The sequence below is a fragment of the Clostridium septicum genome (genome assembly GCF_003606265.1).
GTDB lineage: Bacteria > Bacillota > Clostridia > Clostridiales > Clostridiaceae > Clostridium > Clostridium septicum.
Map to the genome: position 1 here is coordinate 2,791,538 of NZ_CP023671.1, position 13,306 is coordinate 2,804,843.

General features: G+C 27.3%; 10 protein-coding genes and 1 other annotated feature. Of the genes, 9 read left to right on the plus strand and 1 reads right to left on the minus strand.

The features are described 5' to 3' along the window. Nucleotides 1-3 precede the first annotated feature (3 nt). From CP523_RS12790 to CP523_RS12820, 7 genes are all read left to right on the plus strand, one after another. Complete coding sequence (locus tag CP523_RS12790; RefSeq protein ID WP_083089598.1) at nucleotides 4-1,860, plus strand: DUF4153 domain-containing protein; 1,857 nt, start codon at nucleotides 4-6, stop codon at nucleotides 1,858-1,860. Between the two features lie 136 nt (nucleotides 1,861-1,996). Then, the gene (locus CP523_RS12795; protein WP_066678180.1) at nucleotides 1,997-2,317 is read left to right on the plus strand and encodes a hypothetical protein; all 321 of its coding nucleotides are present in this window, start codon (nucleotides 1,997-1,999) and stop codon (nucleotides 2,315-2,317) included. Between the two features lie 261 nt (nucleotides 2,318-2,578). Then, on the plus strand, nucleotides 2,579-3,631 hold the full coding sequence (locus tag CP523_RS12800; RefSeq protein WP_066678182.1) for a CdaR family transcriptional regulator: 1,053 nt from the start codon (nucleotides 2,579-2,581) through the stop codon (nucleotides 3,629-3,631). 138 nt (nucleotides 3,632-3,769) lie between these two features. Further along, on the plus strand, nucleotides 3,770-5,026 hold the full coding sequence (locus CP523_RS12805; RefSeq protein ID WP_066678183.1) for a GntP family permease: 1,257 nt from the start codon (nucleotides 3,770-3,772) through the stop codon (nucleotides 5,024-5,026). Nucleotides 5,027-5,066: 40 nt separating this feature from the next. Continuing rightward, nucleotides 5,067-6,197, plus strand: coding sequence for a glycerate kinase family protein (locus CP523_RS12810; protein WP_066678184.1), 1,131 nt, complete (start codon nucleotides 5,067-5,069; stop codon nucleotides 6,195-6,197). Nucleotides 6,198-6,281: 84 nt separating this feature from the next. Further along, nucleotides 6,282-6,457 (plus strand) — a binding site (T-box leader). Between the two features lie 237 nt (nucleotides 6,458-6,694). Beyond that, the gene (gene gltX / locus CP523_RS12815) at nucleotides 6,695-8,356 is read left to right on the plus strand and encodes a glutamate--tRNA ligase (RefSeq protein WP_066678206.1); all 1,662 of its coding nucleotides are present in this window, start codon (nucleotides 6,695-6,697) and stop codon (nucleotides 8,354-8,356) included. Between the two features lie 410 nt (nucleotides 8,357-8,766). Next, entirely contained in the window at nucleotides 8,767-9,720 is a 954-nt protein-coding gene (locus tag CP523_RS12820) for an alpha/beta hydrolase (RefSeq protein ID WP_066678185.1), read from the plus strand. A 39-nt stretch (nucleotides 9,721-9,759) separates the two neighbouring features. On the opposite strand, the gene CP523_RS12825 is transcribed toward CP523_RS12820, so the two are convergent. Continuing rightward, nucleotides 9,760-11,424 carry a glutamine--tRNA ligase/YqeY domain fusion protein gene (locus CP523_RS12825; protein ID WP_066678191.1) on the minus strand — a complete coding sequence of 555 codons (1,665 nt, stop codon included), beginning with the start codon at nucleotides 11,422-11,424 and terminating at the stop codon, nucleotides 9,760-9,762. A 335-nt stretch (nucleotides 11,425-11,759) separates the two neighbouring features. Between CP523_RS12825 and CP523_RS12830 the strand changes: the two genes are divergently transcribed. After that, nucleotides 11,760-12,632, plus strand: coding sequence for an MBL fold metallo-hydrolase (locus CP523_RS12830; RefSeq protein ID WP_066678193.1), 873 nt, complete (start codon nucleotides 11,760-11,762; stop codon nucleotides 12,630-12,632). A 73-nt stretch (nucleotides 12,633-12,705) separates the two neighbouring features. Further along, complete coding sequence (locus CP523_RS12835) at nucleotides 12,706-13,263, plus strand: ECF-type riboflavin transporter substrate-binding protein (RefSeq protein WP_066678195.1); 558 nt, start codon at nucleotides 12,706-12,708, stop codon at nucleotides 13,261-13,263. Nucleotides 13,264-13,306 lie beyond the last annotated feature (43 nt).

A 13,306-nucleotide genomic window follows, 5' to 3' on the forward strand; every position in this document is an offset into this window, starting at 1 on the left:
TTTATGGGAAGAACTGCTTATTTAGTAATTTTAAAAGGGGAAAAAATATTAGTATATAATAAATCAGAAGAAAGATATTTAAAAGTAGATATAAATAATGGAGAAGATCCAGAAGAATTTTTAAGTAAATGGACAGAAAAAAATTTAACTGGATATAGTAAAGAGTTTTTAAAATTTTCAAAGGACATATCTGTAAAGGGAAGCTTGTATAGAGTATTTTTTATAGATGCTACAAATAGTGATTTATCTATTAAAATTGAATGTAGTAATTATCTTCAATTTAGAAATATATATTTTGGAGAAAGTATAAATTACAATGAAAAGATTATTTTAAATTCTATTTTCCTTGATTGTAATGATAGAAATTATAATTCTTTTGCTGTAGAATCTATTAAAAATATTGTATATGAAAAGAAAATTTTAAAATCTACCAATAACAATGGAATAGATGAAAGTGTCGATAAAAGTAAGATTAAATTATTAGCAGTATTAACATTAATTATAGGTTTTTTAACATATAAGTTTTTCTTTAGATATTTAGGTATTTCAGTAGGAATATTTATAAGCTATTTAATTTTAGTATTCTTTATTATAAATGGTGTGAAAAATAAAAATATAATGGGAGGCTTTTTAGTAGGAATAAGTCTTATACTATCTTTTAGTTATGGAATTTTTACAAATGATATATTCAGAATTTTCAATACATTATTAATACCTATTAGTTTATTTTCAGGATTTCTACTTTTAAATTATTCTGATATACCTCTAGAACTTAAGAGATTTATTAATATATTTTTAGAGAGAGTATTAGATTTACCAGCAGTTAATTCTTTAAATATAGTTAAGATATTAAAATCAGTAGCTAAAGAAGACAAAGTAGAAAAGCAAAGTAATATTAAATCCATAACTTTAGGATTATTTATATCAGTTCCTATTTTAATAATTCTTTCTATAATATTAGCTGGAGCAGATAATATGTTTAATTATTATATAGCTAATATGGTAAATTACATTAATATAGATAATATAGTTACAGTAGTTTTTAAGCTTTTAGTATCTCTAGTAGTAATGGCATTTTTATTTGGTTTATATTATAGCTTTGAATGTAAAAATAAAAATGTTAAAGAAATAAAATTTAAAAATGTAAAGTACTTTAATGAATTAACAGTAGTAACAATGCTTATAGCTATTGGTGTTCTTTACATTGTATTTACAAAAATACAAGTATCATATTTATATTTAAATAGTGTATTACCTCAAGAGTTTGATTTTTCATCATATGCAAGAGAAGGTTTTTTTCAACTAGTATTTATAGTAATAATAAATTTACTTCTTATAACATTCCTTAAATCAGAAACTAATGTAACTTCTAATAAGGTAGGACAAATACTTAAAGGGTTATATACTTTAATTACTTTATTAAGTATAAATATGGCTATATCAGCCATATACAAAATGAGTTTATATATATCTGCATTTGGTTATACAAGACTTAGAATTTTAGTTCAAGTATTTACAGTATTTTTATGTTTAATATTAGTATTTTTAATTTTTAATATATGGAAAAATAAAAACTTGTTAAAGCCAGTTATAATAGTAGGAGCTATTATATATGTAGGATTAAATTATTTTAATTTAGATAACTATATTGTAAAAAAGAACATTGATAATAAAAATTTAGAAAGTAGGATAGATAACCAGTATTTAATAACATTATCTTTAGATGCTTATGAATCTATGTTAGAAGCTAAGAATAAAGGACTAATTTCTGATGATGAATATATAGGTTGGAAGTATAAAGGTATGGATAAGCATTTACATTGGTATGAATATAATTATTTTTATAATAAACAAAGATAATATAGATTTAAATTTATTGATAAAGCTTTATAATTTTTAATAACTTGTGTTAATTTTCTGAAAAATATATTTAGTAATTAAAAATATAATGTATAATAAAGATACTAATAAAATTACTGGTATTGGGGGGGTTAGGATGAGAATAGATTTTAGAAATGTCGGTAAAAGCAAAATCTATATAAGTACTGATAATAAAGAATATATAGAGGTTTGTGATATTTTGGGAAATGTTTATAAGGTAAATAGAGAAAACATAACAGAAGTTAGTTTTATTCCTGATAATGTAGCAATTACTATAATGGGATTACCTACATCACGTTTTAAATCAACTTTAAAAATAAGCTTTAAAGATATTGAAGGAAAAGGTGAAGAGAAGTTAGTGATTTATAATGATGCAAGTAAGTTACTTATAGAAGATGCTTATAAAGAAGTTAAGGCTTGGATAAATTTAAAGTAGTAATTAAGGGAATTATAATTTAGTGATTATTTTGATATATTCTAAATAAACAGCACCTAGTAAGATAAAATGCTCTTACTAGGTGCTATTATTATATCATATTGTATTATTTAATTATCATGAAGTAGAAGGTGTATTTTTTATTTTTAGAAAATTATATATATATTTCTACAGTATTATTGGTGATTTTTTATTGAGTATTAATAGACTAAGGTGTATTATAGAGATATTTAATTAAAAGTAAACTTAGGTGGAGATAATATGTTAAGTAAAGAATTAGCGCAAAATATAGTAGATAAAATGATGGATGTTATTCCTTATAATGTAAACGTAATGGATTATAAGGGCAAAATAATAGGGAGTGGTGATTATTTAAGAATAGGAAATTTGCATGAGGGAGCTAAAAAAGCTTTAGAAGAAAAAAGGTTAATTGAAATATATGAAAAAGTTGAAAATAGTAGACCTGGAGTTAATACACCTATAGTTTTTAGGGGAGAGATTATTGGTGTTATTGGCATAACAGGAAATCCAGATGAAGTAAGACAGTTTAGTAAATTAGTTAGTGTAACAGCAGAATTACTTATTAATCAAGAATATACATTAAATCAACATATGATAAGACAAAGGCTAAAAGAAGAATTTATTTATGAATGGATATATTTAAATGAAGATTATAATAGCGATTTTATTAATAGGGGAAAAGCATTAGGTATAGATGTTAATTTAGAAAGAATAGTAGTAGTGGTAGAAAATGAAAGAGAAAAATTTAAAGAGCTTAGAAGATTTGTTAAAGATGATGAGTATTATATTAAATTTTCTCCAAATAGAATAGCACTAATATTGAGAAATAAAAAGAATATATATTTTAGAATTGATAGTATAAAAGAATTTATGGATATATCTATAACTAAAGTAGGCGTTGGAACGTTACATAAGAAACTTATTGAATCTTTATCAGAAGCACTACAGTCTTTAGAAATAGGTAAAAAATTATATAAAAATGATTTTGTAAATATATATGATAAAATAAGACTTTTTTATAAAGGTGAGAAATTATTTAATATAAAAGAATGTAAAAGTATAATTTATAGAATAGAATCAGAGGGTAGTGACTTAAATCTATTGGAGACTTTTTTATGTTATATGGAAATGAATGGAGAAAAACAAAAAGTAGCTAATGAAATATATATACATAGAAATACTTTAAATTATAGGTTAGAAAAAATTGAAGAAATTACTGGGTTACATTTTAATGATTATTTAGAGTTTTTTCAGCTGCTTTTAGCATATATAAGTTATAAATTGGAAGTTTAATTGTGCAAATGCACAAAAATATAAAACGTCATTTCGTCTAAGAAACAATGCAATTTCTCCGGAAAACATTTACACTAGTTTGGTAATAATTTAATTATAAAATTTATAAGATGTAGATCATTGAAGGGAGATAAAATGATGGAAATTACTGTTACAGCATTAGGGGCAGTAATAGCATTAGTTGTTGCTATTACATTAATAATTAAAAAAGTACATCCAGCATATGGATTGATAATTGGAGCACTGATTGGAGGGTTAGTTGGTGGAGCTGGATTAACAGGTAGCGTTACGTTAATGATGAATGGGGCAAAAGGAATGATACCTGCTATATTAAGAATACTTACAGCTGGAGTTTTAGCTGGAGTTCTTATTGAATCAGGGGCAGCAGCTAAAATTGCTGAAACTATAGTAAGTAAAATTGGAGAATCTAAAGCATTAATAGCATTAACAATAGCAACAATGGTTTTAACAGCAGTTGGAGTTTTTGTAGATGTTGCTGTAATAACAGTTGCGCCTATAGCATTAGCAATAGCATACAAATCGAATCTTAGTAAGTCTGCAATACTTTTAGCAATGATTGGAGGGGGAAAGGCCGGAAATATAATGTCACCTAATCCAAATACAATTGCAGCAGCAGATAATTTAGGGGTTTCATTAACAAGTGTAATGATAGCAGGAGTAATACCAGCTATATTTGGTGTTATTGTAACATGTATAATAGCAAAACGTCTTAAAGTAAAAGGAACTTTTGTAGGAAATGATGAAAATACTAAAGAAATAGAAAATATGCCAGGATTCTTTCCAGCTATAGTTGGGCCTTTAACTGCAATAATACTATTAATGTTAAGACCAACTTTAGGAATTAGCATAGATCCTTTAATAGCACTTCCAGTAGGTGGGTTATGTGGGATAATAGCAATGGGAAAAGTAAAACATCTTAATGAATATGCAACTTATGGCTTAGGAAAGATGAGTGGAGTTGCCATATTATTAATAGGTACAGGAACTTTAGCTGGAATAATATCTAATTCAGGTTTAAAAGATGTAATAATACAAGGAATAAATACATTAGGTTTACCAAACTTTGCATTAGCACCAGTATCTGGTATATTAATGTCTGCTGCAACTGCATCAACAACATCAGGTACAGCAGTAGCTACTTCAGTATTTGGACCTACTATAACAGGTATGGGTGTATCTTCATTAGCAACAGCAGCAATGGTACATGTTGGAGCAACAGTTTTAGACCATTTACCTCATGGAAGTTTCTTTCATGCAACAGGTGGTAGCATAAATATGTCAATGAAAGAAAGATTAAAACTTATACCATATGAATCATTAGTTGGATTAACAATGACTATTGTTTCAGTTATAATATTTGGTTTCATATTATAATTAAAATTAAAGATATAAAAATGAAATGGAGTTGAACTATATGAAATTTATATTAGCACCAGATTCCTTTAAGGAAAGTATGACATCAAAAGAAGCTTGTGATGCTATGGAACTTGGAATTAAAAAAGTAATAAAAGACGCAGAATGTATAAAAGTACCTATGGCAGATGGAGGAGAAGGAACTGTAGAAGCTTTAGTAGAGGCAACAAATGGAACAATTCATAAAGTTAAGGTTACAGCTCCTTTAGGAAATGAAGTAGAAGCTATTTTTGGAGTCTTAGGAAATAAAACTACAGCTGTTATAGAAATGGCAAGTGCAAGTGGAATACATCTAGTAAAAAGAGAAGAAAGAAATCCTCTTATAACTACAACTTATGGAACAGGGGAACTTATAAGAGCTGCTCTTGATTTAGGAGTAAAGCATATAGTTATAGGAATAGGTGGAAGTGCAACTAATGATGGTGGAGCTGGAATGATTCAAGCATTAGGTGGTAAGATTTTAGACAAAGATGGAAATCAAATAGCCTTTGGTGGTGGAGAATTATCAAAGGTAGAAAAAATAGATTTAACTGAATTAGATAAAAGAATTAAAGAGGTAACTATTGAAGTAGCCTGTGATGTAACAAATCCTTTAGTTGGAGAAACTGGAGCCTCAGCAATATTTGGACCACAAAAAGGTGCAACAGAAGAAATGGTTAAAATATTAGATAAAAATCTTTCTAATTATGCGAAGGTAATAAAAAAAGAATTAGGAAAAGATGTAGCTAATGTAGAAGGAGCAGGGGCAGCAGGTGGATTAGGAGCAGCATTATTAGCTTTTTTAGATGCAAAACTAGAAAAAGGTATAGAGCTTGTAATAAAGCATACAGAACTTAAAGAAAAAGTAAAAGGTGCAGCTTTTGTATTTACAGGAGAAGGTGCTATAGATAATCAAACTATTTATGGAAAAACTCCAATGGGAGTAGCAAAAACAGCTAAAGAGGAAGGTATTAAAACTATTGCATTTGCAGGAAAGGTTTCAGAAGGAGTAGAAAATTTATATCCAATAGGAATAGAATCTATCTTTAGTATAATGCAGGGAGTAGATACTTTAGATGATGCTTTAAAAAATGGAAGAGAAAATTTAGCTAAAACAGTAGAAAATGTAGTTAGATTAATAAGTATAAAATAAAAAGAACTTCAAAAACCATATTTACAATATTTAATTGTAAAGTTATAATGTTACTGTATTTAGGTTAAAATACATATAACTAAATAAGTAGCATTGAAGGAGAAGAGTATATAGTAAATTAAGTTAAAGAGATCTAGGGATGGTGTAATCCTAGAATTTAATCCTATAGAAAGAAGCTCTGGAGCTATAATTTTAAATGAGTGGATTAGGTTATCTAATCAATTTAGGTGGTAACGCGGAAGTAGCCTTTCGTCCTAAAGGTTTTAGGATGAAGGGCTTTTTTATTCTTTAGTAATTTATATAAATATCTAAATTATTTATAACTTAATTATAATTTTGAAACTAAGTATATTAGCCTAAAGAATAAAAAATAAAGTATGTGTGTGGTAGTTTCTAATGAGGTAAGCTTGGGAGAGCTCACATGCGTGAAAAAATCCATGGCTCCAAAGTCGCCTTGGGGATTTTTTTATTTAATTGAAAAGGAAGGAAAGATAAAGATGAGTTTAGAAAAATTAGCTGAAATTATTTTCCCTGGTATTGATAAAACACCAGAGTATTACATTGAAAAATATCCAAAGAGAGATTTAAAAGAAGGCGCAGTAGTTTGTAGATATGCTCCATCACCAACAGGATTCCAACATATCGGAGGAGTTTTTGCTGCATTAATAAATGAAAGATTAGCACGTCAAACAGATGGAGTTTTTTATTTAAGAATAGAAGATACAGATCAAAAGAGAGAAGTAGCAGGAGCTATTGAAGATACTATAGCAACTATGCATAACTTTGGAATGGACTTTAATGAAGGAATGACTGGAACGGATACATCAAAGGGAAATTATGGACCATATAGACAAAGTCAAAGAGCAGAAATATATAAGGCTTTTGCTAAAGATTTAGTTAAGAAGGGGTTAGCTTATCCATGTTTCTGTACTCCAGAAGAGTTAGCAGAACTTCGTGAAAAGCAAACAGCTGCAAAAATTACACCAGGATATTATGGCGAATATGCTAAATATAGAAATTTAACTTCAGAAGAAGCTATAGAAAAAATAGAAAAAGGTGAAAGTTATATTATAAGACTTAAATCACCAGGAAACATAGAAAATAGAGTAGAATTCCATGACTTAATAAAAGGAGATGTACATTTCCCAGAAAATAATCAAGATATAGTTTTAATAAAGGGTGATGGGCTTCCTACATATCACTTTGCACATGCTATAGATGATGCATTAATGAGAACTACTCATGTTATAAGAGGAGAAGAATGGTTATCATCACTTCCAATACATGTTCAATTATTCGATGTTTTAGGATTAGAAAAACCAGAATATGCTCATATTCCAACAATAATGAAAAATGATAATGGATCAAAGAGAAAATTATCAAAGAGAAAAGATGCTGAAGCAGCAGTTTCTTATTATAAAGAAGTTGGATATCCAATGGTTTCAGTTATAGAATACTTATTAAATATAATAAACTCAACTTTTGAAGAGTGGAGAGCTGAAAATCCTTTAGCAGATTATCATGATTTTGAAATAGCTTTAGATAAGATGAGTAAGAGTGGAGCATTATTTGATATAGTTAAGTTAAATGATGTAAGTAAAGAAGTAATTTGTAAGATGAAGCCAGAAGTAGTTTATAATTACTACACAACTTGGGCAAAAGAATTTGATAAAGAAATGTTTGAATTAGTAACAGCTAATGAAGTTATGACTAAAGAAATATTCAATATAGATAAAGAAGGTCCAAAGCCAAGAAAAGATTTTGCTAAGTGGGAAGATGTTAAAGAAAAGATATTCTATTTTTATGATGAATTATTTGATAAAGAAACAGCAGAACAAGTAGAATTACCAAAAACATTATCTCTTGAAAATGCAAAAGATATAATTGAAACTTATGCAAAAGAATTTACTTTTAATGTAGGAAGTCAAGAAGCTTGGTTTGATGAATTAAAAGAAATAGGATTAAAATTAGGATACTGTGCAAATAGAAAAGAATATAAGGCTAATCCAGATCAATATAAGGGTATGATTTCAGATGTAGCAGGGGCTGTAAGAGCAGCTTTATCACATAGAACTAATACTCCAGATCTTTATACTATAATGCAAATTATGGGAGAAGAAAAAGTAAAGAGTAGATTTAGTAAATTTATAAATCTATAATTTTTCATAAGTATTAGAAAACTTGGGGCTATCTTAAAATGGCTAGTCCTAGAAAATATAGCTTATACTTTATAAAAAATAAATTATATAAGTAGATATAACAAAAGCACACGGTAAGAACCTGTAATCTTACTATGTGCTTTTTTGTTTCAAAAATATCAAAAATAATTAGTAAATTATAGTTTTAATACAGTACCAAGTTTGTAGATTTAAATTATATATTAATCTATACTTATAAATTATTTATATTAATAAGTAATTTAATTAAAGTAATAACAACTTGTTAGAATAGGTTTACATAACGCTATGAATAAGTTTTCATTATAAAACTATTTGACAATCAAATAAAAAGTTATATAATATAAAATATACTTTGACAGTCGAAATAAATAATTAACTTAGGAGGAAAAATGAAAAAGAGAAACAAGATAATACTTAGTATAGTATTAGTGGGATTAATACTATTTTCCACAGTTACTTATATTGTAGGACAAATGGTTTATAATGGATCAGTAGGATCAAAAACAGAAGTGGCTAAAGATGAAATGATAGATTTTTATAGCAAAAAAGAGGACAAGCGTTTAGAAACTTTAAATAAATATAAGCATGAAAAATTATTTGTGAAAAATCCTAAAAATGGATATGACATTGAAGTAATGAATATAAAATCAAATAAAGAAACTAATGATGTAATAGTAATTGTACATGGAATAGAAAGTAATTACTATGAAGTTTTAAATTCAGCATTTAATTATTTAGAGAATGGATATAATGTAGTAGTATATAATCAAAGGCATACAGGAGAGACAGGTGGAGAAAATTACACTTTTGGTTTATATGAAAGGTTTGACCTAGATGAAGTTGTAAACTATGCAGCAAGTACTTATAAAGATGGTATTTTAGGGGTACATGGATTTTCAATGGGAGCTGCCACATCAACAATGCATACTGAGTTAAATGAAGAAAAGAAGAAGGTGGATTTTTACATATTAGATGCACCATATCATACTATGGAAAGTGCTATAAACCTTGGAATAACAGGAAAAGATGTACCTTTAATACCTGTAAAGTTTGCCGAATGGGCAGGAAATCTTTATACAAAAACTAAAGCAGGTTTTTCATATGATGATATAGAGCCTTATAAAGCAGTTAAAAATATAACAGTTCCTGTAATGCTTATTCATGGAGAAGATGATACTACAACATCACCAGGAAGCAGCAAAATTATTTATGATAATATTCCACATGATAAAAAAGAACTATGGCTAATACCAGGATTAAAGCATTGCAAGGCCGATGATCTTATACCAGAAGAATATTTCAATAGAATATATAATTTTATAGACAAAAATGTAAGACAATAAATCAAAGGGTTGCAGCAAATACTGTAACCCTTTGATTTATTATTTATTTAATTTAAATGAGCTCTTAAGAGATACTATTCTATTAAATACTAATTTTTCATCTGTAGTATATTTAGGATCTACATTAAAGAAACCATTTCTTATTAATTGGAATTTATCTTGAGGTTTAGCAGTTTTAGCTGCAGTTTCTTCAATAAATCCTTGTAAAACTTCTAAAGAGTTTGGATTTATTTGTTCTAAGAAGTGTTTACCTTCATTTTCTTTTTCATCATCAAGGATTAGTGGTTCATAAAGTCTAAATTCAGCAGGCTTAGCAGTTTTAGCATCTACCCAATGAATAGTCCCTTTAACTTTTCTTCCTGTAAATCCTGAACCACTCTTAGTTTCTGGATCATAAGTACAGTGAATTTCTATTAAATTTCCATTTTCATCCTTTATTACATCATTACATTTAACAAAGTAAGCTCCCATTAATCTAACTTCATTACCAGGGAATAATCTAAAGTATTTTTTTACAGGAACCTCCATAAAGTCTTCTTGTTCTATGTAAAGCTCTCTTGAAAATGGAATTTCTCTAGTACCAGCATTTTCATTTTTAGCATTATTAGCTACTGGTAACATTTCAGATTGTCCTTCAGGATAGTTAGTTATAACTAATTTTAAAGGTCTCATAATAGCCATTGCAGATGGTGCTTTAAGTTGTAAATCTTCTCTTATAAAATATTCAAGCATTTGAGAATCTACAATTGAATTAGCCTTTGAAACACCAATTGCATGACAGAAGTTTCTTATAGATTCAGGAGTGTATCCCTTTCTTCTTAAACCAGAAACTGTAGGCATTCTAGGATCATCCCAGCCATCAACTACTTTTTCATCAACTAGTTGTTTAAGCTTTCTCTTACTCATAACAGTGTTAGTTATATTAAGTCTAGCAAATTCAATTTGTCTTGGAGTATGATCCATTTCACATTCTTTAACAAACCAATCATAAAGTGGTCTATGATCCTCAAATTCAAGAGTACAAATTGAATGAGTAATTCCTTCAATAGCATCTTCTAATGGATGAGCAAAGTCATACATTGGGTATATACACCATTTGTCTCCAGTATTATGATGAATTGCATGAGATATTCTATAAATAATTGGATCTCTCATATTTATGTTTGGAGAAGCCATATCTATTTTGGCTCTTAAAACTTTTTCTCCATCTTTAAATTCACCTTTTCTCATTCTTTCTAATAAATCAAGGTTTTCTTCTACGCTTCTATTTCTGTAAGGACTTTCTTTACCTGGAGCAGTTAAAGTTCCTCTATATTCTTTTATTTCTTCAGATGTTAAATCACATACATAAGCTAATCCTTTTTTTATAAGAAGAATAGCTCTACTATACATTTCATCAAAGTAATTTGAAGCAAAATAAATGTTATCCCAGTTACCACCAAGCCATTTAACATCTTCTTTAATTGATTCAACATATTCAGTATCTTCCTTTGTAGGGTTAGTATCATCAAATCTTAGGTTAAACTTACCTTTAAATTCGTCAGCTAATCCAGAATTTAAAACTATTGATTTAGCATGACCTACGTGTAAATAACCGTTTGGTTCAGGTGGAAAACGAGTTATAATCTCGTCATGTTTTTTACTTTCTAAGTCTTCTATAACTATGTTTCTTATAAAATTAGATGAATTAATTTCATTTGACATATGCGCACCTCTCCTATACAAATTTATAGTTCTATGTTTAGTTATATACTGTTTAGTTAATTTAAGTTAAATATACTTTTAAAATAAGTATTTACTTATAGAAATTATATAATACTTATTGATTAAATCTTTTAGAAACTAAATTAAACATTTTTATTATTATTTAAACAAACATATATCTTATAATTATAATCAAATTTAATATAATTTTAAACTACTATAGTAAAAAAATAAAGATATACTTGGTAAAAATGAGGTTTTTATCTATATTTAATAGTAAAATATAGAATTAAAATATGTTATACTACAAAAAAACAGTTAATTAAGGAGAAGAAATGTTAAATAAAGTTACCGATAGAGTTTATTATATGGATTATGTAGAACAAGGAGACAGGGCTGTAATTGGTTTAGTTATAGGTGATAATTATAGCTTAGTTATAGATGGTGGAAATTCCAAAGAGCATGCTGAAAAATTTTTAGAGTATGTATCTAAATTAAATATTCCTAAGATAAAATATTTAGTTCTTACACATTGGCATTGGGATCATGTATTTGGAATAAAAACAATTAATGCAATTAATATAGTTCAAAAAGAAAGTAATGAAAAAATAAAATGGTTAAAAACTTTAAAATGGACTGATGAAGCTATAGATGAAAGAGTAAAAAATGGTGAAGAAATAGATTTTTGTAGAGAACATATAAAAATTGAAATGCCAAATAGTAATAGAAATATAGAGATACCTTCAGCAGATATAGTATTTAATGAAGAAATAGAAATTGATTTAGGAGGAATAATAGTAAAAGCTATACATATACCTTGTGATCATTCTAATGATTCAACAATAATTTGGATACCAAAAGAAAAGGTAACATTTTTAGGTGATGCTTTATATTTAGATATGTATCATGGAGAGTGGAGTTATTCAAGAGAAAAGTTTTATCCATTATTAGAAAAGCTAAAGAATCAAAAATCAAATTATTATATTCCAGCACATCATCCTAAATATGATAATAATAGTTTTAATGAATTTGTAAGTTATCAAATTTCAATAGGAGATTTAGTTGGAGAAGAAACATCAATTGAAAATGTTAAAAAAGCATTTGAGTTTAAAAATAAAAGAAATCCAAATGAACAGGAACTAGAGGATTTAAAAGTTTTTGTAAATGGAAATAGGAAAAACCTTATTATTGACAATTGGACAAAATAATTTTATATTAAAATGTGTATAAATTCTAAAAAATATATTGAAATTTATACTAATATATTATGGAGTATATATAATGAGATATAAGAAATTATCAATTAAAACAATTGTTGCAATAGGAATAGGATCAGCTGTTTTTATGATACTAGGAAGGTTTGGTTCAATCCCAACAGGAATACCAAATACTAATATAGAAACTGCATATGCCTTTTTAGCATTAATGGCATTATTATATGGACCTTTAGCAGGAATGTTAATAGGGTTCATAGGACATGCGTTAAAAGACATAGTATTTTATGGTTCACCTTGGTTAAGCTGGGTATTAGCATCATCAGCAGTAGGCTTAATTATAGGTATGTCATGGAGGAAAATTAAAATTAATGAAGGTATATTTGATAAAAAGCAAATAATAATTTTTAATATTATTCAAATTATAGCTAATGGAGTAGCATGGTTTTTTGTAGCTCCAACATTAGATATCATTATATATGCAGAGCCAGCCAATAAAGCTTATCTTCAAGGTTTAATTGGAGGAATATCTAATATGATTACTATTGGAGTGTTAGGAAGTATATTAATATCTAATTATGCAAAAACAAGAATTAAAAGAGGCAGTTTAAAAAGAGAGCCTTAAAATTATACATACCGGAGATATAGAAACTCTCCGGTTTTTTAAT